Genomic DNA, 23,009 nt, shown 5'->3' with positions numbered 1-23,009 from the left:
ACCCGCCGAAAAGGTTTGCTGCGGGATTTCCAATGCACACCGCAGCCGAGATGATCAACGCCACAGCGTACGCTTGCCCATCCTGACCGCAGATTTCAGAACGGAAAGAACAGCGGGATGATGATCACCGCGACCACGGCGAAGATGATGTTGAGCGGCAAGCCCACCTTGATGAAGTCGGTGAACTTGTACCCCCCCGCCCCATAGACGAACGTGTTGGTCTGGTAGCCGATGGGCGTCGCGAAACTGGCCGAGGCCGCAAACATCACCGCCATGATGAAGGGGCGCGGATCGAAACCGAGCTCGAGGGCGAGCGCGATCACGATGGGGCCAATCAGAACCGCCACCGCGTTGTTCGACACCATCTCGGTCAGCGCATTGGTCAGCACGTAGACAGCGGCGAGGATCGCCAGCGGGCCCACGCCGCCCGATGCATGCACCACCGCCTCGACGATCACCCGCGCGGTCCCGGTCGCCTCCATCCCCATCGACAGGCCCAGCATCCCGAAGATCAGGAACAGGATGCGCCAGTCGATGGCGTCAAACGCCTCCTCGGGATCGACGCAGCGGGTCATCATCACCACCACCGCCCCGATCACCGCAAGGCCCGCAATCGGCATGATACCGAGTGCGGCCAGTCCCATCACGACAAAGATCGTCGCGATCGCAATCGGGGCCTTGGCGCGCCGCTGCGGGCGCTCGGTGGGCGCGGACAGGTTGACGATGCCGCCATCCTCCATCATCCGCTGAAGCCCTTCGGGCGGCCCTTCCAGCAGCAGCGTATCGGCGAATTGCAGGCGCAGGTCCTGCAATTCCTGGCTGATATTCTGCTCCTGCCGGTGCACGGCCATCAGGTAGACACCGTATTTCCGGCGCAGCTTGAGATCCTTGATCGGCCGCCCGCGCAGATGCGAGTTCGGCCCCACGCTCGCCTCCATCGTGATCGTCTGATCGGCGGTCACCGGTTCGACATCGTGATCGTCCCGGTCGCGAAAGGCGATCTGCCCGTCCTCCTTGAGCCCGAGGATCTCGCCGGTGCCGGTCTTGAGAACCAGCCGGTCGCCGACCTCCAGCACCAGTTCCTTCATCGTGCGGCGCATCGAGACCTCGCCGCGCACCACGTCGAGGATGCGCGTCTCGGCCGTGTTGAACGGCAGGTCCGACAGGCGCTTGCCGACATATTTCGATCCGTTCGGGATCAGCAGGCGGGCCAGAAACCTGCGTTTGCTTTCCTGCCCCAAAAGCCCCGACAAAGACCCCCGGTCCGGCAGCAGGAACCGACCGGCGAAGACCATGTAAAGCATGCCCGTCGTGGCAAAGATCAACCCCGGCAGCGTCATCTCGAACATCGTGATCGTCGGCTGTCCGGCCTCCTGTGCGACACCGCTCATCAGGATGTTGGTCGAGGTGCCGACCAGTGTCAGCGTGCCGCCAAAGATCGCCGAGAATGACAGCGGAATCAAAAGCCGCGATGGCGCCACCCCGATCGAGGCCCCGACCGAGATCATGATCGGCGTGAGCAGGATCACCACCGGCGTGTTGTTCATGAAGGCCGAGGCCCCCATCGTGCCCGCCATCATCAACAGCATCGCCCGCAGGTACGATCCGCGCGCCTGCCGCTTCAGGACATCGCCGATGATCGTCAGCACGCCGGTGCGCTCCAGCGCCGCCGAGATGATGAACATCATCGCGATGGTGATCGGCGCGGAGGAGCTGAACACCGTCAGAAAGTCGCCCGTCTCGATGATCCCCGTCGCCAACAGCGCCGCCGAAGCCGCCAGCGCCGTCACCTCGGGCGGATAGATCTCCTTGAAGAAGCTCAGGAAAACCACGCCGACAAGCGCAAGAACGAAGATCTGGTCGAGACTCATGTATGACCCTCTCATGGGCGATGGCACTCGACAGGTATAAACGATGAAGGGTCTCTCGGTTTCAATCGCAAACTGAATGGTTTGCGCGATCTGATGCGGATATGTCCATGTCAGGCCAAGGAATTTCGCGCCATCGCCCCGCCGTCACGCGACGTGATCCTGCGCGCAGTCATCGGGCAGACGCAGACCGAGGATGCGGCGCGCCTCCTGCCAGCTCGCCACCGGGCGCGCGTGCCGCTCGCAGATATCGACCGCCCGCACCGATCGCCCATTCATTGAGCGTCAGTTGATGCGCCCCGATACCCGCCGCGCACCACGGCGTCTCGGGCCCGAAGAGCCGCTTCACCGTGTGGATATAATAGTCGAACACGTCACGATCCACGGGCATGGCATTCCTCACGCCCATCACGAACTGAGTATATGGCGTTCCGGCCAGCTGCCCCTTGTCGGCCATGTCCCGGGCCTTCAGGATATGGCTCAGATCAAACGCCTCGATCTCGGGCGTGACGCCGTGGGCCAGCATCTCGCCCGCCAGCCAATCCACCAGATCGGGCGGATTTTCATAGACCCGCGTCGGAAAATTGTTCGAGCCGACCGAGAGCGACGCCATATCCGGCCGCAGGGGCAGCATCACGCCGCGCGTCCGGTCAGTTGGCAGGCCGCGATTGGCCTTGAGCCGACATTGCCGTGAGCCGCGCATCGACGGGCCGCGGTGCGGCGATCCTACCTCAGTTGTTTAGCGCTTTATATCAGCCAAATCCGAAAAACATCAGAGCGCAGAGCAGGTTGCAGCCAAATCGCCGTGCCGGGGGGCGGCCCGGCGATGCGCGGCGGCCTTACGGCCGCGTATCGCGCGGGTGCTTCAATCGAATGACCGCGCCGTCCCAAACCACCCCATCACACCCCGCGCAACGGCACCACCTGCGCCTTGCCCGGCACCGCCACCTGTCGGATCGTCTCCGCGATGTCGCCCGCCGTCATGCCCGCATCCTCGTACATCTGCGCCGGGCTCGCCTGGTCGATATACCGATCCGGCAGACAGACATTGCGGATCGCCAGCCCCCGGTCGAACGCCCCGCGCGCCGCCAACTCGTGCATCACGATGGAGCCGAAGCCCCCCATCACCCCCTGCTCGACGGTGATGAGCGCGCGGTGATGCCGCACCAGCTGCATCAGCAGATCAGTGTCGAGCGGCTTGGAGAACCGCGCATCCGCCACCGTCACCGAAATCCCCTCCTCGACCAGCATGTCGGCGGCCACCTGACACTCGAAGAGATGCGCGCCGAAACTCAGGATCGCCACGTCAGAGCCTTCCTCGATCACCCGGCCCTTGCCAATGGGCAACACCCTGCCCCGTTCCGGCAGTGCCGCGCCGGTCCCTGCCCCGCGCGGATAGCGAAAGGCAATCGGCCCTGCGTCATGCGCCGCCGCCGTGGCGACCATATGCACCAGTTCCGCCTCGTCCGAAGCGGCCATCACCGTCATCCCCGGCAGGTTGCCCAGATAGCCGATATCGAACGCCCCGGCATGGGTCGCGCCATCGGCACCCACCAGCCCCGCGCGGTCAATCGCGAAGCGCACCGGCAGGCCCTGCAAGGCCACGTCATGCACCACCTGATCATAGGCGCGTTGCAGAAACGTCGAATAGATCGCGCAAAACGGCCGCAGCCCGCTCGCCGCCATCCCGGCGGCAAAGGTCACCGCGTGCTGTTCTGCAATCCCGACATCAAACACCCGCCCCGGAAACCGCTCGGCCATCTTCGACACGCCGGTGCCGTCCGGCATCGCCGCCGTCACCGCGACCACACGCTCGTCGCGCGCCGCCTCATCGGTCAGCGCCTGCCCGAAAACCGAGGTATAGGACGGCGCACCGCCCGAGGATTTCGCCTGCGCCCCGGTCGAGGGGTCGAATATCGACACGCCATGGCCCTTGTCTGCGGCATCCTCGGCGGGGGCATAGCCCTTGCCCTTGACCGTGCAGCAATGGATGAGCACCGGCCCCGTCGCCCGAGTCCGCGCCGCGCGCAGCACGGCCAGCAATTGCCCCATGTCATGCCCGTCGATCGGGCCGACATACTGAAATCCAAGTTCCTCGAACAGCGTGCCCGAGCCCGTGAGCCCGGTCACCAACTGCCGCGCCCGGCGCGCACCGTCGCGCATCGGCGCAGGCAGCGCCGCCTCGAACCCCTCGGCCAAAGACGCCACGCGCGCCAGCGGCTCGCTGGCATACATCCGGCTCAGATAGGACGACATCGCGCCAACCGGCGGCGCGATGCTCATCTCGTTGTCATTCAGGATCACGAACAGCCGTCGGCCCTCGGCGCCGGCATTGTTCAGCGCCTCATAGGCCATGCCCGCGCTGATCGCCCCGTCGCCAATGACGGCAATGGCGTCACCCGTCGCCTGCCCCATGTCGCGCCCCACGGCAAAGCCAAGGGCGGCACTGATCGAGGTCGAACTATGCGCGGCCCCGAACGGGTCATGCTGCGACTCCGACCGCTTGGTGAACCCGCTCAACCCGTCCTTCTGCCGCAGCGTGCGGATACGGTCGCGCCGCCCGGTCAGGATCTTGTGCGGATAACATTGATGGCCCACGTCCCACACCAGCTTGTCCATCGGAGTATTGAACACCGCGTGAATCGCCACGCTCAACTCCACCACCCCAAGCGACGATCCCAGATGCCCGCCGGTCTCCGACACGGCTGAAATCACCTCGGCGCGCAACTCGTCGGCCAACAGGGCCAGCTTGTCATCCGGCATCTGTCGCAGGTCCGACGGCCCGGCGATCCGGTCCAGAAGCGGTGTCTTGGGGGTTTCTTGGGTCATGTCGGCCTCCTCCTCGGTGGCGCATCGCCACCCGCGCGAGGGCGGCGCAAACTTGGGCCGGGGGCGCATTCATCCGCGCCCCCGCGCTTGGATCAGTTGCCGTAATCCGGCTCGCCACTCGTGGTAGCCAGTTCTGGCCAGTCCTTGATCACATTGGTGCCCTGCAGGGGCTGCTGATAGCCCTTGTGGCAGGTCTTGCAGGCGGCCTTGGGCGCGTCGGCATAGACCGGGCCAAGCCGGTTCTCGGGCAACAGCCCTTCCAGCGGCACCAGGTAGGTATTGTTCAGCTCCAGAACCATCTGGATACCCAGCATCTCGGTGCCCCATTGCGGCGTCACCTGAGAGCCATCGTAGAAGGCCCGCGAATTGTGACAGAACACGCAGTTCACCCCGAGCGAATTGCTGACATAGTTCATCAGCGAATAGGTCCGCTCGGCCTGCTGAATGCCCGGATAACCATCCTCGCCCGGCACACCGGCGACGCGGCTTTCCAGATCGTGGACGTTGATCGCCTCGCCATCGAGCAGGTATTTCTCCAGCGCATCCGACGGCAGAGAGGTGTATTGCGATTGCATCGTCACCCGGTTCTGATTGGCCGACCAGCCTTCGGCGCTCTCGTTCACCGGGCTGATCCTGTACCACACATCCGACGGCACCGGCTCGCCACGGTGGCAGGTGTAACAGGTCACACCCACCTCCTTGTTGGCCATGACATGACCGGCCCATTCCTCGTTGAGGTTCTGGGTCATCCCGATCATCACATGCCCGACGCTGGTCTGATAGCTTGCCGGATCATCGAAGAGATCGGGAATGCCCGTCCATTCGCGCATCGCCGCCAGCAGCCGATCATAGTTCTCGACCGTCAGGTTCTCCAGCCCCGGCGGCACGTTCTCACGCGCCTCTCCGGCGGTCTCTTCACCGCCCTGCGGCACCACCGGCGCGGAGGTCGAGGCGAGAAACGCCTCGATCCCCGGATCCGGCTTGGCGAGATCGGTCTTGAACTCGGGCACCGACATGCCGGTGCCGCGCGGGCCCGTCTGCAGACTGTCCGTCGCATTGGGCTGCCCGAAGGCGATCAGCATCGTCGCGGTGAAGATCGCCCCCCCGACCACCCCGATGGCAATGGCCGGGCCATAGATGTCCTTGGGGTTCTCGCGGTTCCATTTGTCAAACCATCTGGGAAACATGGCTCACTCCTCCTGTCCGATGAAGGCTTCGTAGGAGCCGTAAGCCTCGTAGCCGTAAGAGCCGTCATACATGGGCGCGAAATTGTGCTCCTGTGCCCAGATGAACCAGTTATCCACCACGGTTCCCGTCAGCAGGATACCGATCCCGCCGGTGATCGGCGTCAGCACCGCGAACCACCAGGCCCACCGGTGAATACCCTCCATCGTGGCGTTGAAACCCATGGTCCAGCGCCAGAAGAGAGCGGCGCGCTCGCTTGCCGTGCCCCGGTCGACGATCTGCTCCAGCTCCCGGTCGCCGCCATAGCGGGTGACGGCCAGAATGGTCGCCCCGTGCATCGCAAAGAGCAGCACCGAGCCATAGAGGAACACGATCGAAAGACAGTGGAACGGGTTGTAGTAGAGGTTGCCGTAGCGGATCGAGAACGCCGTGGTCCAGTCAAGGTGCGGGAAGATGCCATAAGGCACCGCCTCCGACCAGCTGCCCATCAGCACCGGGCGAAAGAGGCCCAGCACCAGGAACAGCCAGATCGCCGAGCCGAACGCCCAGAACACGTGCTTGCCCATCTTGTGGCTGGCGGCCAGTTGATAGCTGCGCGCCCACCACGCGAGCACCGCCACCAGCAGGAAGAACGAGCTGATGATATACCAGCCCCCGTCATTGAGCGGCGGCATCGACAGGCCATGCTCCGGCCCCGGCGGCTCCAGCGCCAGCCAAAAGAGCTGCCGCAGGAACTCCGGCAGCGACCAGCCCACCTGCGCCAGCATGTTCATGCCGACGATGAAGAACCACAGCAGACCACTGGCAAGGCTCACCACCCCCAGCATCCCGAGGTTGATCGGCCCAAGCTGCGCATTGCCCAGCCAGCCCAGCAGTTTCGAAAACCCGGGCTTTCCGACGCGTTCCGCCGTCAGCCGCCCGCCGGTGTCGTCCATGCCCATCTCGGGCGTGCCCTGCACCTGCACCTGGGTGAAGATATTCTGATATTCAATCATCGGTCACATCCCTACCTGAGAGGGCCAGATCGGCAGCTCGAGCCACCAGTTCCACCATTCGGGCCAGCCCTTGGTCCAGACCGGGCCAGAGATGATGATACAGATGGCCGACCAGAACCCGGCATTGAGCGCGAGCAACAGCCCGACCCGGTGAATCCCCAGCGTGCCGACCGAATAGCCGATGAAATCGCGAAAGAACGTGTCCTCGTGATCCGGCGTCTTCATCTCCTCGCCCTTTTCAGGGTTCGCCGCCGACAGGATCAGCCCGCCATGCAGCGCCAGCGCCAGCGTGGTGGTAAAGAAGAACGTCACCGCCAGCATATGCGCGGGGTTGTAGTGGAAATGCAGATAGGCATAGCCGGTGTTGCTGACCCAATCGAGATGGCTGAAGATGCCATAGGGAAAGCCGTGCCCCCAGGCCCCCATCAGAAGCGGGCGGAACACCACCAGCGTGACATAGGCAAAGATCGCGACGCTGAAGGCGAAGGGCACGTGATAGCCCATCCCCAGCTTGCGGCAGATCTCCACCTCGCGCAGCGCCCAGCTGCAAAAGGCACCGATCGCGCAGATCGTGATGATCTGCCACAGCCCGCCATCCATCAGCGGTGCCAGCCCCAACCCGTATTTCAGGTCAGGCGGCGCGATATTGATGAGCCAGGGGTTGAAGGTGCCCTGTTGCGAGGCCCCCCAAAAAATCAGAATGGTCCCAAGGAGGGCGAAAAAGGCCGTCGTGACCCCGAAAAAGCCGACATAGAACGGTCCGACCCAGAAGTCGAACAGATCGCCGCCAACGAGCGTCCCCCCGCGGACCCGGTATTTGCGTTCGAAACTGAGCAAAGCCATCGTCTTAAGTCTCCGCGTTCGGCCACGGGGGCGGCATCCGCCCGAGAGGCCAGTTCATTTTAATCTTGATAGCTGCGGGCGATGCACCGGGCCGCGCCCGCAGCGGGCTTTAGAACAGTGTGATCACCCGCCGTACTTGGCAGTCGCGATTTCAAGCCAGTTGAAACCGTCGGTGCTCAGAAGCACGAGGTGAATCATCACCGCCAGCAGAAACAGGAACACGCCCTGCGCCACGAAAACGCGGCGGGGGTCGAAGATCAGCCAGATCTTGTAAAACTTAGCCATTTTCTAACCCCTTTCTTCAGAACCACGGGAACCAGATGAAGGTTGCGATATGTGCAACCACTGCAATTGCCGAGAACAGCCAAAGGCCGCTCATATAGACAGAATGCAGCTCCTGGGCCTGCTCGTCTGTGAGACCTGTGAAGGACAGGTCGGATTTATCAGCCATGAACTTTCCTCCGGATAGTTATGCTGACGCCGCGAACCCCGCGGCCGGGTCCTTTGGGCCCTTCGTGGTCCCTCAGGTTTCTGTCCGCCCTTTCGGGCAGGCAGGTCGTATCTCGGTCATTGGCCATGCAAGCCTCAGACCGAGAAAATCATTGGCGTCACCCGGTCCGCCTCGAGCCATGCGCGCGCCAGCGGGCCGCGCAGGTTGAGGGTGCGGTGACGGATCACGTCGCGCATCCACCGCAGGCTTGCGAAGGGGATGGCGACAAAGAAGATGCAGAAGAAATACACGTGGTATTCCGCGCTGCGCCGGCGGCCCGCGCGGCTACGCTGCGGCGGGTTTGATGTCATGTCAGTCATCGGTCAGATCCTCCTTGTCGGATGCTGTCGGAAGTGTGGAAAACGCCTGGATGGTCTCCAGAACGACACGTTCGTCGCCCTGACGCAGTGCTGCCTCCTCGGCGGCATCGCGCAGCGTCTTGGCGGCGGAAATTCGGGTAAGAACCGGATGCGAGGACACGATCCGCTCCAGCTCGCGCGCGGCATCCGCATCCCACGGAAAATCGCGGCGCAAGGGCGTCGGCGTCGAGGGTCCGGCGTCCATCTCGGACCCCAGAGGCAGGATATGAAACAGCGCATCAAAGAGCCCGTTGCACACCTCCTGCAAGAGATATGTCGCCCCGGCATAGCCCATCATCGGCGTGCCCGTGGCGCGCCGGATGGCCGCCCCCGGAAATGACGCGGGGATGAAGGTCGGGCGCGGGCCGTGGCCCGCCTTTTGCTCGGCGAGATAGATCTTCTCGTTGATCGACCCCATCAGGATCAGCGGGCGCTTGTTATGCACCAGCGACCGCACCTCCTCGTTATTCGTCTTGCTGCCCGCGCAGCGCGCCACCGCAAAGGCGCAGGGCAGGCCCAGATCATCCTCCAAGTAATTGCGGATACCGCGCGCATAGGTTTCCCCCGCGACGATCCCGAAATTCGCCGTGGCAAAGAAATCCTGCGTGACGCTGCGCCACAGATCCCAGACCGGTTTCAGCGTCGAATGCTTCTCGCGGGCAATGAACGGTTCCGGGTCAAGTCCCAGCATCTCGCCGAGTTTACGCAAGAACAACGTGGTCGACTCGACACCGATCGGCGCTTGCAGATAGGGCTTGCCCAGAACCTCGGCCAGACCGCGGCCAAACTCACGATACATCACGATATTCGCATCGGCGTTCACCAAGTTGCGCATCTCCGCAAGATGCGCGCCCATCGGCATCACCATATTTACCTCGGCCCCGATCCCCTCGACCAGACGCCGGATCTCGGCCAGATCAGAGGGCATGTTGAACGTGCCATACATCGGCCCGAGGATATTGACGCGGGGCGCACTGCCCTCCTCGCGTTTCTTCTCGGGGGGCATTCGCCCCTTGGTCATGCCGAATTCGGTAAAGATCCAGGTCATCGCCCGGTCGGCGGACTGCCATTGATCCTCGTCGATGGTGCGCGGCAGGAACCGCTGGATATTGGTGCCCTGCGGCGTCACCCCGCCACCGATCATCTCGGCGATGGAGCCGGTCACGACCACGGCAGGCAGCGCCGGATCGAGCGTGCCCCAGGCGCGCTTCATCGCCTCTTCGGTGCCCGCACCCATCTCGCCTTCGCCCAGTCCCGTCACCACTATGGGTAACTCATGCGGCGGCAGCGCGTCGGTGTAATGCAACACGCTCGTCACCGGCAGGTTCTCGCAGCCGACGGGGCCGTCGATCACCACCTGCAATCCCTTGACGGCGCAGAAGGCATAGACCGCCCCCCAGTATCCGCCCGCGCGATCATGGTCCTGGATCAGCATGACGCACCGCCTAGCTGCGCACCGACGCAATACCGACGGAATACCGACGTGATACCGACCGCGATATGTTGAGCCATCCCGCGCATCAGATCATCTCCTGCGCCTTGGCCGCGCGGGCCTTCTTTTCGATCTTCTTGAGGTTGGTCGCCCGGAAATCCTCGCGGATATTCGGATCGCTTTCCCACACCCCCGCCGTATCGCCAGAGCCCACCCCCTCGAAGAAGGCGCGCATCTTGCCCATGCGGTCCTTGTTGCCCATCGCAGCATTGACCACCTCGGCCAGACTGCCCGCCCCGGCGGGGCCCATCAGGGGGCGTGCCGACATGAGGTTAGTGAAGTAAAGGCTTGGAATACCTTTTTCTTTTGCCTTTTGCACAACAGGTGTTGTGCCGATGGCAAGGTCCGGTTCCAGCGCTTCCATCGCGGCGCAGTCGTCTTCCAACGAGGCGCGGAATTTCACCGTCACACCGCGCGCGGTCAGCCATTCCGCATCCGCCGCAGACCACGGTGTCTTGGGACAGGCGGTGCCCACATACGGCACCTCTGCCCCGCTCTCGATCAGCAACCGCGCAACGAGCAATTCACTGCCCTCATACCCCGACAGCGTGATCCGCCCCGTGATGGGTGCATTCGCCAGCACCTCGCGGATCGAGGGTAGAAAGGCGTTCTGCGCAGCAGCAATTTTTTCCTCAGACAATCCAAAGGCTTGTCCGATGTTCTTCAACCACTCAGCAGTGCCGTCATGGCCCACCGGCGCGCTCCCCACGATGGGGCGACCAGCGGCCTCGAACTCGCGCACAGCGGCGGTATAAAACGGATGAATCGCCGCCACCGCCCCGCAATCGAGCGCCGCATAAAGCTCGCGCCACTCGCGGCACGGCACCACCGGCCCGGCGGCCAGCCCCATCGGCGCCAGCATCGCACCGATCATCATCGGATCGGCCGGAAACATCTCTCCCAACAGGGTAACCGTAGGCCGATCCGAGACGCCCGATTCCGGCGCCGCCACCGGCCCCGCCTCGACCTCCTTGCGGGCATAGTTGAGCATCGCGCCCGCCAGCACATCCTTGGCCTCGGCATGGGTGGGAATACCAAATCCCGGCACGTCAATACCAACGACCCGCACCCCGTTGATTTCCTTCGGCAAAAGCCGCAACGGCACCCCGCTCGCCGTGGGCACGCAGAGGTTGGTCACGACGATGGCATCAAACCGGTCCGGGTCCGCCATCTCATGCACGCTCTCGCGGATATCCTCAAAGAGCTTGCCGGTGACCAGCGTCTCGGAATTGAACGGCACATAGCCGACCGAGCGTCGCGCACCGTAGAAATGCGACACGAACGTCAGCCCATAGACGCAGCAGGCAGACCCGCTCAGCACCGTCGCAACTCGCTTCATCCGCAGGCCGACACGGAGCGAGCCAAAGGCCGGGCACATGCTTTGCGGCTGATCATGCGGCCCCTTGGGATAGTCCTTGGCATATTGGTCGAGCAATTCGGATTGCCCCGCCATGCGCGCGGCCTTCTCCATCTCCGACCCCGAATGACAGCCCATCTCCTCCTGCGGCGCAGCTTCAGCGGCGGGGCCAGTGATCACGGGCGCGTCGGCGGCCCCATCATATGTGACTTCATCACTCATGACGCCCGCCTTTGGGGGGTACTTTCACCCCGGTCGGTGATCATCTCGACCGCTGCGATATCCGCCAGCAGGCGGCGCAGTTGCTCGGGCCGGGCGCGCGCCAGCATGCGCTGCACCTCGGCGAGGGTCTCCTTGCGGGGGCGCTCAGGCGTCGTCATAAACCACCTCCAGCGATGCCTTGGGGGCGGCGTATTTGCCGCGCATGTCCTCGTCCGTCGCAGGCTCCAGCACATAGTCGCCGCCGGTATCCTTGCTGTCGAACAGCCCCAGAAGCCCGTCCTGATCGAGCGGCGTGGGCCGCACCGGCGGGGCCACCGAAACCTGCTCGGCCAGCCCGGCGAAGAGCTCGCCCCACTGGCTCTGCGATGTGCCGACGATCTGGTAATTCGCGGATTTCTTGCGCAGGTCGTCATCCTGCGGAATGGCGGCCAGCACCGGGATATCCACCGCCTTGGCAAAGGCCTGCGCCTCGCCGGAATGGTCGTCCTTGTTGATCACAAGGCCCGCGACGCCGACATTGCCGCCCAGTTTGCGGAAATACTCCACCGCCGAGCACACGTTGTTGGCCACATAAAGCGATTGCAGGTCGTTTGAGGCCACCAAAATGACCTTCTGCGCCATGTCCCGCGCGATCGGCAGGCCAAAGCCGCCGCAGACCACGTCACCGAGGAAGTCCAGCAGCACGTAGTCAAAATCCCAGTCGTGAAAACCCAGCTTCTCCAGCAGTTCAAAGCCGTGGATGATGCCGCGCCCGCCACAGCCGCGGCCGACTTCCGGGCCGCCCAGTTCCATGGCAAAGACACCGCCGCGCTTGAAACAAACGTCGCCGATCTTCACCGGCTCGCCAGCGAGGTTCTTCTTGGTCGAGGTCTCGATGATCGTCGGACACGCCTTGCCGCCAAACAAGAGCGAGGTGGTATCCGATTTCGGGTCGCAGCCGATCAGCAGCACGCGCTTGCCCTGTTCCGCCATCATGTGGCTCAGGTTGGCGAGGGTAAAGCTCTTGCCAATCCCGCCCTTGCCGTAGATCGCGATGATCTGGGTCTTGGAGGTCGGTTCCTCGGTGATCAGATCGGCCAGATCTTCATGCGCCTCATCGCGCAGCCGCTGGTCGAAGTCCTTGAGATTCGGCACGTCGTCCTTCACGCTGCATCCTTCCAGTTGAGTATCATTTTCAGGCAGTCGGGATCACCGAAAGCCGTGCGGTAGGCGCTCGGGGCCTCCACTGCGGGCGCCTGATGGGTAATCAGCCCGCCAAGGCTGAGTGCCCCTTGGTCGATGAGCGAACTCACCGCCGCCAGGTCCTCGCGCGCCCATTCCGCCGCCACGCGCAGCCGCGCTTCTTTCATGAAGGCGGGCGGAAAGGCAAAGCTGAGCGCCTCGGGGTAAAACCCCGCAAGGACGATCTCGCCGCCCTTCTGAATGCGCCCGATCAGATCGTTGAGGATCGCGGCATTGCCGGACGCGTCATAGATCGTGCGGTAATCGCGGCGCGGATCGTCTGCCGGGTCGATGACCTCGTAGCCCCGCGCGCCGCTACGCCGTCCCGGCTCGGTCTCCCAAACGGTCGGCGCAGGCGCGCCCGCCGCAAGGGTAAGCCGCGCCAGAAGGCGGCCAAACACGCCGTGCCCGACGATCAGGTCGGGCACCGCCCTATCCAGTCCCGCCATCGCATGCCGCGCCGTGGCGGCAAGCGCCAGAAGCGCGCCTTCCGGGCCCATCTGCGAATCGATGCGCGTGACGCGGGCGGCCGAGGTCACCAGCCGCGACGCCGCGCCGCCAAACAAACCAAACGCCCCGTCAAAACAATCGGCTCCCGGAACAAACACATGATCGCCGGGCCTGTAGCCCGTGCCCGGTGCGGCCTCGACCACCTCACCTGCGGCCTCGTATCCCGGCACCAGCGGATAGCCCATGCCCGGAAACGGTGGCATCGTACCGTTCCAGAACAGCTTTTCGGTGCCGGTGGAAATTCCTGAATGGGCAATCTCGACCACGATATCTCCCGCGCCCGGCGCCTTGAGCGCGAGGGTGTCGAGATGAAGATCCTCGGGACCGTTCAAAAAGACAGCGCGGGTTTCCATGATCGCCTCCCAGCTGTGGCCCGTTTCCTGCGCGAAAGACTCAGCAGGCAGATACGGGTTCATGATGTCAGTCTACTCGGACATGTTTATGTGTCAAGTTTGCGTTACACATTTGCCTGAAATACTGTCATTCCGCCTTAACGCAGCTCAACGCCCCGGTGATGTAGGGGCGCGGCGCGCGCGGGATCGTGACGGTGTCAAAGCCCGCCGCGCGACACATCTCGGCAATCCGCGCGGCAGAGCGCACGCGCCCGGTGCCCATGGCCATGGTATAGAACGAGAAATACACGTCGCCTGCACGCTCGGGCCGGGCCCCGCCCGACATCGGCTCGGCCACGATCAGCCGCCCGCCAGGCGGCAGCGCGGCATGGCACTTGGCAAGCAGGTCGGTCACGGTGTCATCGGCATGATCATAGAGCACGCGGATCAGCGAAATCGCATCTGCCCCCGTCGGCAGCGCCTCGTCGCGGAAAGAGCCGCCGCAGAGATCCACCCGGCCCGACAGCCCCGCCTCGGCCATACGGCGCGTTGCCTCTGGCATCACCTCGGGCAGATCGAAGAGTTGCAGGTCCAGGCGCGGATGGCGCTGCGCCACAGCGCGCAGAAACGCACCCGATCCGCCGCCGACATCCATCAGGCGGCGCACCCCACGCAACGGAATCATCCGCAGCACATCCTCGGCCACCAGAACCTGGCTTTGTGCCATCAGGTCGGAATACCGCTCCGCCACATCGGGGGCGATGTCGCCGCCGGTGCCAAACACGTAAGGCCAGAACCGGGCCAGTTCCGTCTCCCCCTCGCCACGCAAGAGCGCGACCGGATCGGCCATGTCGGCATAGAACGCCCGGTGGTGGCGAATCATCGCCTCCAGCCCCGGCACCCCCAGCAGCGCGGCCCCGCGGCGCGCCAGTGCAAACCGCCCGTCGCGCCGCCGCTTGAGCAGATCGAGCGCCGCACCCGCCTGCATGAGATGTGTCATCCGGTCGGGCGGGATGGCCGTTGCGCGGGCCAGCGCCTCGGGCGCTTGCGGGCCATGAGTGTAGAGGCGGCGCAGGATATCCAGTTCGATCAGCGCGAACAGCACCTGCGACTGCACGAAACCCTGCACGACATCAAAGAGCGCGGCACCGTCACGCCGGGCAATCCCCCGGCTGAACGGCAACCGGCTGGCAAGGCTCTGAAATCCGGGATTGGCGAGCAGCCGCGCGATGAGCCCCGCGCGCGGGCGGCGCGGAGCGGGGGCTGCGCCCTGCACCGCCATGCGGCTCAGACCGAGCTTCGGGCGCGGGCGGCAGGCACCTTGGGCATGATCTGTTGCGCCTGCTTGCGCACCATCTGCGCGAGCGCCGCCTCACCGGGACAGGACGGGATCGAGGCAATGGCCCCGGCCAGAATGTCACCCAACCGCGCCATCGCACCATCGACGCCCAGCTCGGCGACCGCATTGGGCCGCGCGTGCAGATCGTCCTGCCCCACCGGCTTGCCAAGGCTGGCCTCGTCCAGCAGCGCGTCGCGCAGATCGTCGGCCACCTGAAACGCCTCGCCGATCAGCGCGCCCAGATCGGTCCAGTTCTCGGGCGCATGCCCCGCCGACAGCGCCCCCATCTCGGTCGCCGCCATGAAGAGCGCGCCGGTCTTGGACCGGTGATAGGCGCGCAGATCGATCTCGGGCTCGCTCTCCCAGCCCTGCCCGGCGCAGATTCCGTTTGGCATGCCGGTCCGGTCCGAAAGCGCGCGTATGAGACCGAGCGCACGGCCCGCTTCGCCCGCGTCGGCGCGCGACAGCACGTCGAAGGCCATCACGATCAGGCTGTCGCCGGTCAGCACCGCCAGCGGCTCGGAATAGGCGCGATGCACCGACGGCTTGCCGCGCCGCAGATCGGCATCGTCGAAACAGGGCAGATCGTCATGCACGAGGCTCGCACAGTGGATAAGCTCCAACGCCGCCGCCGCCCGATCGGTGACCGCGGGCCTGTCATCGCCGCAGGCCATGGCTACCGACATGAGGATCGTCGGCCTGATGCGCGCACCGCCCGGGGTTGTGGCATAGTCGAGCGCCGAGGCCAGTTGTTGCGGGGCAAGCCCGCCCTGCCCCCGCCTGATGGCACGGCGCAGCGCGCTGTCGATCCGGTCGGTGAGTGGCATGCAAGCCTCCTTCGCTTTGCGTATGTCATTCATATCTGACATGTCATGTGTAAATCATACTGGACACATTGCGCATTCGAGTCAACAATCGCCCCATGAGCGACAGAAATTTCCCGGATCGCAGCGGCCCGCCCGTGATCGTCGTCGGCGCGGGCGTGGCCGGGCTTGCGGCGGCGGCGCGGCTGGCGCAGGCCGGGCTCCCGGTCACGGTGCTGGAACGTCACGCCGCCCCCGGCGGCAAGATCCGCGCCCTGCCCTCGCGCGCCGGTCCGGTCAATACCGGGCCCACCGTGCTGACCATGCGCGCCGTCTTTGACGATCTCTTCGCGCAGCTTGGCACCCGGCTGGAGGATCACGTGACCCTGCACCGGCAGGATGTGCTGGCGCGGCATTTCTGGCCCGATGGCAGCACGCTCGACCTCTATGCCGACCACGAGCGCAGCGCGGCGGCGGTGCGCGATTTCGCAGGGTCCCGCGGCGAGGCGCAATTCCGCCGCTTCTGCGCGCGCGCGAGGACGCTGTTCGACGGGTTCGACGGCCCGGTGATGCACTCTGCCACCCCCTCTCCCGCGCGCCTGATCGCGCATGTCGCGCGCCACCCGCATCTGATCCGCGCGATGGCCCCCGCGTCGTCGCTCGCGGGGCTGCTCCGCCGCAGCTTCGACGACCCGCGCCTTGCGCAGCTCTTCGGCCGCTACGCCACCTACGTCGGCGGCGCGCCGGACAAGGTGCCGGCGCTTCTGGCCCTCATCTGGCAGGCCGAGGCCGCGGGGGTCTGGGTGGTCGAGGGCGGCATGACGCGGCTGGCGCAGGCGCTCGCCGATCTGGCCGACAAGCATGGCGCGGTGTTCCACTACAACGCCCATGTCGCGCGGATCGAGACGGAAGAGGGACGCGCCGCGCAGGTGGTGCTGGCAGACGGCACAACAATGGCCGCGGAGGCGGTGCTATTCAACGGCGACCCGCGCGCGCTTGCCACCGGCGCGCTCGGGCCGGATGTGGCCCGCGTCTCCCCGCAGACCACCCGCGCCGCGCGCTCGCTCTCGGCGGATGTCTGGGCCTTTGCCGCCACCCCGCACGGCCCCGACCTCGCCCATCACAACGTGTTCTTCCGTGAGGATGCGCAGGCCGAATTCGACGCGCTCGCCAAGGGCACCCGCCTGCATGACCCCACGCTTTATGTCTGCGCGCAGGATCGCGGATTGTCCGCGTCGCCGCCAGAAATCGAACGCTTCGAGATCATCGCCAACGCGCCGCCCCTGCGCCCCGGCCTTGCCCAATCAGAGGATATCCACGCATGTCAGACACGCACCTTCCAGATGCTGCGCCGTTTCGGGCTGCGCTTCGATCCCGCGCCGGGGCCGGAGTGCCTGAGCACACCGCAGAGCTTCGAGAAACTCTTTCCCGCGACACTCGGCGCACTCTACGGGCAGAGCCCGCAGGGCATGTTCGCGGCCTTCCAGCGGCCGACGGCGCGGACGCCGGTCAAGGGCCTCTATCTGGCGGGGGGCGGGGCACATCCGGGGGCGGGCGTGCCGATGGCGACCCTCTCCGCCCGGCACGCGGCCGAGGCGATCTTGAGCGACCGAATTTCGACCTCGACGTGCCCGAGAACGGCTATGCCTGGTGGTATGTCGACGGCCTGAGCGACGACGGTGCCCGCGCGATCAGCGTGATCGGCTTCATCGGCTCGGTGTTCTCGCCGTGGTATGCGTGGTCGGGGCGCAAACGCCCGGCGAACCATGTCTGCATCAACGTGGCCACCTATGGACCCGGCGGGCGCTTCACCATGACCGACCGGGGCGAAAGCGCCCTGCGCCAGAGCCGCGACTGCCTGACCGTCGGTCCCTCCTCGATGCGCTGGCAGGGTGACCGGCTGGTGATCGAGGTGAACGAGATCGGCTCACCGCCGATGGTGTCGCGCGTCCGCGGGCGCATCACCGTCACGCCCACGGCGCTCAGCCAAGTGGAACTGCCCCTCACCCCGGATGGCAGCCATATCTGGCGCCCCTTCGGCCCCACGGCGGATATCGAGGTCGAACTGGAGGCCCCGGGCTGGCAATGGCGCGGACATGGCTATTTCGACGCCAATTTCGGCACCCGCGCGCTGGAGCAGGATTTCAGCACCTGGACCTGGGGGCGCTACCCCGCGCGCGGCGGCAGCACCTGTTTCTACGATGCCACGCGACTTGACGGCTCAGGCCTCGCCACGGCGGTGCATTTCGATGCGGATGGTCAGGCGCAGGTGATCGACGCCGCTCCCAAGGTCCGGATGCGCCGCAGCCTCTGGGCCGTGGCGCGCGAAACGCGGGCCGATCCGGGCTATCAGCCACGCCAGGTCAAGCCGATGCTCGACGCGCCGTTCTATTGCCGATCCGCCGTGCAGACCTGTCTGGATGGCGAGGAAACCGTGGGCGTACATGAGGCGCTAGATCTCAGGCGCTTCCGCGCCGCCTTGCTCAAGCCGATGCTGGCGGTGCGGGTGCCGCGCCGGGCGCGGTGGCGGTTCGAGGACTAAGCTTTACGCCTCGAGCGCGCGCAAGACCGATGGTAACTCCTCGGGCAAGTCCTCGGCAATCAGACCGGGGCCAAAACTGCGCGCGCACTCCACATGCAGCCACGCGGCGGTTTCGGCAGCCTGCATTGGAGGAAATCCCCGCGCCAGTAGCCCGGTGATGAACCCAGCCAGCACATCACCCGACCCGGCGGTGGCCAGCCAAGGTGCCCGCCGCTCATACTGCGCCGAGTTGATGCTGCAGCGCCCGTCAGGTGCCGCGATCACGGTATCGGGTCCCTTCAAGAGCACCACGCACCCTGCCCGCCGGGCCGCGTCGCGTGCAGCATCGACCTTGGAACAGGCCGGACCTTTGATGGGCGCAGCGCTCAATGCCTCGGCAAGGTCCGGAAATACTCTCGCAAATTCGCCAGCATGCGGCGTCAGCACGCAGCGTTCATGCAGCATCGCGAAGAGCGTCTGCGGTGCATCCTGGAACGCGGTCAGTGCGTCGGCATCAAGCACCACGCCCGGCAGGTGTGCCGCGCGCAGCGCCACCGGAACCAGATCACGTGCACGCTCTATCCCCAAACCCGGCCCCAAGCACACCGCGTTGAGCCTTGGATCCTCAAGTATCGCCGCAAACTTTTCGGCATCTCTGACCTGCCGTAGCATGAGTGCGGTGATCTGGCTCGCCACCTCCATCTGCGCAGAAGGCGGTACGCCAAGCGTCACCAACCCCGCGCCAATCCGCAAAGCGCCTCGCGCCGCCAGACGTGCGGCCCCGGTCTTACCCGCGCCGCCGGTCAGTATAAGGGCGTGACCACAGCCGTATTTATGCGCCACCTCGGCCTTGTCGATGATCCGCGGTTGCGGCGACATCACAAGCCTTACGGTCTCGGCCTCTGCTCTCTCCGCCAGGCCGATGTCAGCGACGACCATACGCCCGCATTTGAACGGCCCCCAGCCAAGAAAATGGCCCAGCTTGGGCGCATGAAACGACACCGTCAGTGCCGCCAGAACCGTCTCTGTTCCATCTTGCAGTTCCCGTCCGCTGTCGCTGCAAAGGCCAGAGGGCATATCCACAGCCACGGTTTTGGCCTGAGCATCAGGATCGGAAACCCGCTCGGCCGCCCAGGCAAGCGCGGCCCCTTCCAGAGGTCGCCGCAGACCGGTGCCAAACAGCGCATCTACGAACAAATCTGCTTCATGAGCAAATTTGGGAGCGTGCACGAGGTCATCGACCGTGCCCAATTTCAGCCAACGCTCATAGTTCAGCTTCGCATCCGGCGGCAGTTTCGAAGGCTCCCCGAAGAAAAAAACCTCGACCTGCCAACCCCATTCTTTCAACAGCCGCGCCACCACAAACCCGTCGCCACCATTATTGCCGGGTCCACACACAACCACGGCATGGTGGGGTGACTTTGCCAACTCCGGCCATTCCTCGAACACCGCCTCGATCACGCCGCGCCCGGCGCGCTCCATCAGTTCCAGCCCGGTGACTACACCCGACTCGATTGCGGCCAACTCTATGGCGCGCATTTGGGCGGCTGTGAGGATTTCGCGCATTGCCTAGCCTCTAGCGATTCACTTTCGCCTCAGAATAAGGCGATATGCATAATTTTTAGGCAACCCTAATCTGGCTACCCCCGGAACATGCAAGTTGCGACTGTAACCGATTGAGCCCCCCGCTGAGAAGTGGTCTGCACGTTGCGAAACGACAGCCGAGGAGGCCCGCGCCCATGAAAAAGATCGAAGCGATCATCAAGCCCTTCAAACTCGACGAGGTGAAGGAAGCGTTGCAGGAAGCTGGCATTCAGGGCCTTTCGGTGATCGAGGTCAAGGGGTTCGGTCGCCAGAAGGGCCATACCGAACTCTATCGCGGGGCCGAATACGTGGTGGATTTCCTACCCAAGGTGAAGATCGACGTCGTTCTCGACGACGATCAGGTCGATGCTGCCATTGAGGCAATCATCGACGCCGCGAAAACCGACAAGATCGGCGACGGCAAGATTTTCGTCAGCCCCGTCGAACAAGCGATCCGCATCCGCACCGGCGAGCACGGTCCGGACGCGCTCTAACCCATTTCCCAGCAAGAAAAGGAAAAAGAGAATGAGCAAAGACGCGATTCTCAAGCAGATCAAGGACGAGGATATCGAGTATGTCGACATCCGCTTCACCGACCCGCGCGGCAAGCTGCAGCATGTGACGGTGATGGCTGATCAGGTAGACGAGGACTTTCTCGAAGAAGGGTTCATGTTCGATGGCTCGTCCATCGCGGGTTGGAAGTCGATCGAAGCCTCCGACATGAAGCTGATGCCGGCATTCGACAGCGCCTATGTCGATCCGTTCTACGCCGAAAAGACGCTTTGTATCCATTGTTCGGTTGTGGAACCCGATACAGGCGAACCCTATAACCGCGATCCGCGCGGCACTGCCGAAAAGGCCGAGGCGTATCTGAAGGCGTCGGGTATAGGGGATGTGTCCTACTGGGGCCCCGAGGCGGAATTTTTCCTGTTCGACGATGTCCGCGTGTCGAACTCGATCAACAAGGTGTCCTATGAAGTGGACGCGCTCGACGCATCCTGGAATACCGACACCGAATACGAGATGGGCAATACCGGCCATCGCCCTGGCGTCAAGGGCGGCTATTTCCCGGTCAACCCGATCGATGACGGTCAGGACATCCGCTCGGAAATGCTCTCGACGATGAAGCGTCTCGGCATGAAGGTCGACAAGCACCACCACGAGGTGGCCTCGTGCCAGCACGAGCTTGGTCTGATCTTCGGAACACTGACCGAGCAGGCAGACGAGCTGCAGAAATACAAGTATGTCATCCACAACGTCGCTCAGGCCTATGGCAAGACCGCAACCTTCATGCCCAAGCCGATCTATGGCGACAACGGCACCGGCATGCATGTCAACATGTCGATCTGGAAAGACGGCAAGCCGCTCTTCGCCGGCGACAAGTATGCAGACCTGAGCCAGGAAGCGCTGTGGTTCATCGGGGGCATCCTCAAACATGCCAAGACGCTAAATGCCTTCACCAACCCCTCAACCAACAGCTATAAGCGGCTGATCCCCGGCTTCGAAGCCCCCGTACTGCGCGCCTATTCGGCCCGCAACCGTTCGGGCTGCGTGCGTATTCCGTGGACCGAAAGCCCCAAGGCCAAGCGTGTCGAGGCTCGCTTCCCGGATCCCTCGGCGAACCCCTATCTGTGCTTTGCCGCGCTGCTCATGGCTGGTCTCGACGGCATCAAGTCGAAAATCGACCCGGGCGAGGCGATGGACAAGAACCTCTACGATCTGCCCGCAGAAGAGCTTGAAGGTATCCCCACTGTCTGTGGCTCCCTTCGCGAGGCGCTCGACGCGCTGCGTGCCGATCATGCGTTCCTGCTGGCCGGTGACGTGTTCACGAAGGACCAAATCGATGGGTATATCGACCTCAAGATGGAAGAGCTTGAACTCTACGAGCACACTCCGCACCCCGTCGAATTCCTGATGTACTACAGCTGCTGAGGCGGCCGGCCAGTCGCCAGCGGCCACCTTTCAAGCCGAGAGGGCGCCCCCATCCGGGGGCGCTTTTTTTATGCGGCACCATCGTTGCCGTTCAGGAACCAAAGACATCCAAAGGAGAGGATTGCCCCAATGTATCCTCATTTGAAACAAACTGGTTCCGTTTTCTAGGGTCAACTTATGAGTGTAAAAACACGGATGGACCCGACCATGACCCATACCACTCACAAGGTTACGGCAGGGCTAGTATTTCTCGGTATGAGAGCACTCGACATCACTGCGATCAGCAAGCGGATCGTGCACACGCTGGACCAACTCGGCGTGGAATTGACCTCGCAGCGATGTCTTTCAGAAGAGGCGGCAGTCTTGCGCACGCGCGACTTTGACCTGCGCGTCACTATCGAACGCAAACGGTATATCCCGAAACTGGATTTGCCAGCGGATCACTATATCGGCCTGACGCTGATGCGAGAGGACGGCCCGCTCTGGACCGATCCGGAAGCATCGCAGACGATTCTGGCGCAGACGCTTGCGGCTCTGCACGTGCCACTTGCACCCGACTTCGTGCAATGGACCGAGCAGGACGCGCTGCTGACACGGGCCGAATTCCGCGCCGCGATCAGCCCGCCACAAGACGTGGAAACACGGCGCGCTCGCAGGCGCCCCGGACGAGAGCGTCTGCCGGATGTCGAAACCGCCTATTCCGGGTTGCAACACAGCATTCCCGAGGCGGGCGATTACAGCGAAGCAGATGAAGCGCGCTTGCGCGCACTGCGCGCTGCGTTCTGCGACCCCGAGCCCGAAGAGGTCGATGATCCCGGTGACGGCATTCGCGAGCCAACGGCGCCATTGCGACTGAGCGTCTGGATGATGACCATCACGCTTGGGCTCTTTGCTCTGCCGGTGGCTGCGGCACTGACGGTGTTCAACCTCTTGCGCGGAGAGAACCTTCGGCTTGCCTCGCAAACCGCCGCGCTCACCGGCATGTTCATGGCCCTTCAGGCACATGGCGCACTGGCAGAGGTTCTAGAGATTGTGCAGGGCATCGGAACATGACCCATGCAGGGGCCTCACGCTGCTTTGTACTGTGCCACGGGCGCGCTATGCTGCATCCTGAACACAGTCTGTTT

The 23,009-nt window shown here is 64.1% G+C and carries 21 protein-coding genes and 1 pseudogene; 5 read left to right on the top strand and 17 right to left on the bottom strand.

Features of this window, described 5'->3' with window-relative positions; all coding sequences use genetic code 11:
- Positions 1 to 95: 95 nt before the first annotated feature.
- The 16 genes and pseudogenes from RID11_RS04740 to RID11_RS04665 all read right to left on the bottom strand — a co-directional run bounded on the left by RID11_RS04740 (position 96) and on the right by RID11_RS04665 (position 15,869).
- Entirely contained in the window at positions 96 to 1,871 is a 1,776-nt protein-coding gene (locus RID11_RS04740) for an SLC13 family permease (RefSeq protein ID WP_350136278.1), read from the bottom strand.
- Between the two features lie 144 nt (positions 1,872 to 2,015).
- A pseudogene (locus RID11_RS04735) lies at positions 2,016 to 2,517 on the bottom strand (beta-keto acid cleavage family enzyme); the annotation flags it as partial.
- A 251-nt stretch (positions 2,518 to 2,768) separates the two neighbouring features.
- On the bottom strand, positions 2,769 to 4,697 hold the full coding sequence (dxs, locus tag RID11_RS04730; RefSeq protein WP_350136277.1) for a 1-deoxy-D-xylulose-5-phosphate synthase: 1,929 nt from the start codon (positions 4,695 to 4,697) through the stop codon (positions 2,769 to 2,771).
- 92 nt (positions 4,698 to 4,789) lie between these two features.
- Positions 4,790 to 5,884 (bottom strand): photosynthetic reaction center cytochrome PufC, encoded by a 1,095-nt coding sequence (pufC, locus tag RID11_RS04725; RefSeq protein WP_350136276.1) that lies wholly within the window; start codon positions 5,882 to 5,884, stop codon positions 4,790 to 4,792.
- A 3-nt stretch (positions 5,885 to 5,887) separates the two neighbouring features.
- Positions 5,888 to 6,877, bottom strand: a complete 990-nt coding sequence (gene pufM, locus RID11_RS04720; RefSeq protein WP_350136275.1) for a photosynthetic reaction center subunit M — start codon at positions 6,875 to 6,877, stop codon at positions 5,888 to 5,890.
- Positions 6,878 to 6,880: 3 nt separating this feature from the next.
- Positions 6,881 to 7,720 carry a photosynthetic reaction center subunit L gene (pufL, locus tag RID11_RS04715; protein WP_350136274.1) on the bottom strand — a complete coding sequence of 280 codons (840 nt, stop codon included), beginning with the start codon at positions 7,718 to 7,720 and terminating at the stop codon, positions 6,881 to 6,883.
- Between the two features lie 123 nt (positions 7,721 to 7,843).
- Positions 7,844 to 8,005: a light-harvesting antenna LH1, alpha subunit gene (gene pufA / locus RID11_RS04710; RefSeq protein WP_050662776.1), complete on the bottom strand. Its 162-nt coding sequence runs from the start codon at positions 8,003 to 8,005 to the stop codon at positions 7,844 to 7,846.
- A gap of 16 nt (positions 8,006 to 8,021) precedes the next feature.
- A complete protein-coding gene (gene pufB, locus RID11_RS04705; RefSeq protein WP_050662775.1) occupies positions 8,022 to 8,171 on the bottom strand; it encodes a light-harvesting antenna LH1, beta subunit in 150 nt (49 codons plus the stop codon).
- Between the two features lie 134 nt (positions 8,172 to 8,305).
- Entirely contained in the window at positions 8,306 to 8,530 is a 225-nt protein-coding gene (gene pufQ / locus RID11_RS04700; protein WP_350136273.1) for a cytochrome PufQ, read from the bottom strand.
- Positions 8,523 to 10,004, bottom strand: a complete 1,482-nt coding sequence (bchZ, locus tag RID11_RS04695; RefSeq protein ID WP_350136272.1) for a chlorophyllide a reductase subunit Z — start codon at positions 10,002 to 10,004, stop codon at positions 8,523 to 8,525. Before bchZ ends, pufQ begins: the two co-directional genes overlap by 8 nt.
- Positions 10,005 to 10,089: 85 nt before the next feature.
- Complete coding sequence (gene bchY / locus RID11_RS04690; protein WP_350136271.1) at positions 10,090 to 11,640, bottom strand: chlorophyllide a reductase subunit Y; 1,551 nt, start codon at positions 11,638 to 11,640, stop codon at positions 10,090 to 10,092.
- On the bottom strand, positions 11,637 to 11,798 hold the full coding sequence (locus RID11_RS04685; protein ID WP_350136270.1) for a hypothetical protein: 162 nt from the start codon (positions 11,796 to 11,798) through the stop codon (positions 11,637 to 11,639). Before RID11_RS04685 ends, bchY begins: the two co-directional genes overlap by 4 nt.
- Complete coding sequence (locus RID11_RS04680; RefSeq protein ID WP_350136269.1) at positions 11,785 to 12,786, bottom strand: chlorophyllide a reductase iron protein subunit X; 1,002 nt, start codon at positions 12,784 to 12,786, stop codon at positions 11,785 to 11,787. Before RID11_RS04680 ends, RID11_RS04685 begins: the two co-directional genes overlap by 14 nt.
- The gene (gene bchC / locus RID11_RS04675) at positions 12,783 to 13,724 is read right to left on the bottom strand and encodes a chlorophyll synthesis pathway protein BchC (RefSeq protein ID WP_350137723.1); all 942 of its coding nucleotides are present in this window, start codon (positions 13,722 to 13,724) and stop codon (positions 12,783 to 12,785) included. Before bchC ends, RID11_RS04680 begins: the two co-directional genes overlap by 4 nt.
- 127 nt (positions 13,725 to 13,851) lie before the next feature.
- Positions 13,852 to 14,985, bottom strand: a complete 1,134-nt coding sequence (locus RID11_RS04670) for a methyltransferase (protein ID WP_350136268.1) — start codon at positions 14,983 to 14,985, stop codon at positions 13,852 to 13,854.
- Positions 14,986 to 14,990: 5 nt separating this feature from the next.
- Positions 14,991 to 15,869: a polyprenyl synthetase family protein gene (locus RID11_RS04665; protein WP_350136267.1), complete on the bottom strand. Its 879-nt coding sequence runs from the start codon at positions 15,867 to 15,869 to the stop codon at positions 14,991 to 14,993.
- Between the two features lie 95 nt (positions 15,870 to 15,964).
- Here RID11_RS04665 and crtD point away from each other — a divergent pair, with 95 nt between their 5' ends.
- Both crtD and crtC read left to right on the top strand, forming a co-directional pair.
- Entirely contained in the window at positions 15,965 to 17,515 is a 1,551-nt protein-coding gene (gene crtD, locus RID11_RS04660; protein ID WP_350136266.1) for a 1-hydroxycarotenoid 3,4-desaturase CrtD, read from the top strand.
- Positions 17,473 to 18,387 (top strand): carotenoid 1,2-hydratase, encoded by a 915-nt coding sequence (crtC, locus tag RID11_RS04655; RefSeq protein WP_502949337.1) that lies wholly within the window; start codon positions 17,473 to 17,475, stop codon positions 18,385 to 18,387. The genes crtD and crtC overlap by 43 nt, the downstream gene beginning before the upstream one ends.
- Before the next feature lie 3 nt (positions 18,388 to 18,390).
- Here crtC and RID11_RS04650 read toward each other — a convergent pair whose 3' ends face one another.
- Complete coding sequence (locus tag RID11_RS04650) at positions 18,391 to 19,932, bottom strand: NAD(P)H-hydrate dehydratase (protein ID WP_350136265.1); 1,542 nt, start codon at positions 19,930 to 19,932, stop codon at positions 18,391 to 18,393.
- Positions 19,933 to 20,105: 173 nt separating this feature from the next.
- Between RID11_RS04650 and RID11_RS04645 the strand changes: the two genes are divergently transcribed.
- The 3 genes from RID11_RS04645 to RID11_RS04635 all read left to right on the top strand — a co-directional run bounded on the left by RID11_RS04645 (position 20,106) and on the right by RID11_RS04635 (position 22,935).
- Positions 20,106 to 20,444, top strand: a complete 339-nt coding sequence (locus RID11_RS04645; protein WP_050662767.1) for a P-II family nitrogen regulator — start codon at positions 20,106 to 20,108, stop codon at positions 20,442 to 20,444.
- Positions 20,445 to 20,475: 31 nt separating this feature from the next.
- The gene (glnA, locus tag RID11_RS04640; RefSeq protein WP_350136264.1) at positions 20,476 to 21,882 is read left to right on the top strand and encodes a type I glutamate--ammonia ligase; all 1,407 of its coding nucleotides are present in this window, start codon (positions 20,476 to 20,478) and stop codon (positions 21,880 to 21,882) included.
- 207 nt (positions 21,883 to 22,089) lie between these two features.
- Positions 22,090 to 22,935, top strand: coding sequence for a hypothetical protein (locus RID11_RS04635; RefSeq protein WP_350136263.1), 846 nt, complete (start codon positions 22,090 to 22,092; stop codon positions 22,933 to 22,935).
- Positions 22,936 to 23,009 lie beyond the last annotated feature (74 nt).

It is taken from the genome of Roseovarius sp., assembly GCF_040219995.1.
GTDB lineage: Bacteria > Pseudomonadota > Alphaproteobacteria > Rhodobacterales > Rhodobacteraceae > Roseovarius.
This window is presented reverse-complemented; position numbering and strand designations above follow the sequence as displayed.

Excerpts from the sequence above, each read along its gene's own strand:
- pufQ (WP_350136273.1), bottom strand. The coding sequence starts at position 8,530 with ATGACTGACATGACATCAAACCCGCCGCAGCGTAGCCGCGCGGGCCGC.
- bchC (WP_350137723.1), bottom strand. The coding sequence starts at position 13,724 with ATGGAAACCCGCGCTGTCTTTTTGAACGGTCCCGAGGATCTTCATCTC.
- pufA (WP_050662776.1), bottom strand. The coding sequence starts at position 8,005 with ATGGCTAAGTTTTACAAGATCTGGCTGATCTTCGACCCCCGCCGCGTT.
- bchY (WP_350136271.1), bottom strand. The coding sequence starts at position 11,640 with ATGAGTGATGAAGTCACATATGATGGGGCCGCCGACGCGCCCGTGATC.
- bchZ (WP_350136272.1), bottom strand. The coding sequence starts at position 10,004 with ATGCTGATCCAGGACCATGATCGCGCGGGCGGATACTGGGGGGCGGTC.
- glnA (WP_350136264.1), top strand. The coding sequence starts at position 20,476 with ATGAGCAAAGACGCGATTCTCAAGCAGATCAAGGACGAGGATATCGAG.
- pufL (WP_350136274.1), bottom strand. The coding sequence starts at position 7,720 with ATGGCTTTGCTCAGTTTCGAACGCAAATACCGGGTCCGCGGGGGGACG.
- dxs (WP_350136277.1), bottom strand. The coding sequence starts at position 4,697 with ATGACCCAAGAAACCCCCAAGACACCGCTTCTGGACCGGATCGCCGGG.
- RID11_RS04670 (WP_350136268.1), bottom strand. The coding sequence starts at position 14,985 with ATGGCGGTGCAGGGCGCAGCCCCCGCTCCGCGCCGCCCGCGCGCGGGG.
- pufB (WP_050662775.1), bottom strand. The coding sequence starts at position 8,171 with ATGGCTGATAAATCCGACCTGTCCTTCACAGGTCTCACAGACGAGCAG.
- RID11_RS04645 (WP_050662767.1), top strand. The coding sequence starts at position 20,106 with ATGAAAAAGATCGAAGCGATCATCAAGCCCTTCAAACTCGACGAGGTG.
- RID11_RS04635 (WP_350136263.1), top strand. The coding sequence starts at position 22,090 with ATGACCCATACCACTCACAAGGTTACGGCAGGGCTAGTATTTCTCGGT.
- pufM (WP_350136275.1), bottom strand. The coding sequence starts at position 6,877 with ATGATTGAATATCAGAATATCTTCACCCAGGTGCAGGTGCAGGGCACG.
- RID11_RS04665 (WP_350136267.1), bottom strand. The coding sequence starts at position 15,869 with ATGCCACTCACCGACCGGATCGACAGCGCGCTGCGCCGTGCCATCAGG.
- RID11_RS04650 (WP_350136265.1), bottom strand. The coding sequence starts at position 19,932 with ATGCGCGAAATCCTCACAGCCGCCCAAATGCGCGCCATAGAGTTGGCC.
- RID11_RS04740 (WP_350136278.1), bottom strand. The coding sequence starts at position 1,871 with ATGAGTCTCGACCAGATCTTCGTTCTTGCGCTTGTCGGCGTGGTTTTC.
- crtD (WP_350136266.1), top strand. The coding sequence starts at position 15,965 with ATGAGCGACAGAAATTTCCCGGATCGCAGCGGCCCGCCCGTGATCGTC.
- RID11_RS04685 (WP_350136270.1), bottom strand. The coding sequence starts at position 11,798 with ATGACGACGCCTGAGCGCCCCCGCAAGGAGACCCTCGCCGAGGTGCAG.
- pufC (WP_350136276.1), bottom strand. The coding sequence starts at position 5,884 with ATGTTTCCCAGATGGTTTGACAAATGGAACCGCGAGAACCCCAAGGAC.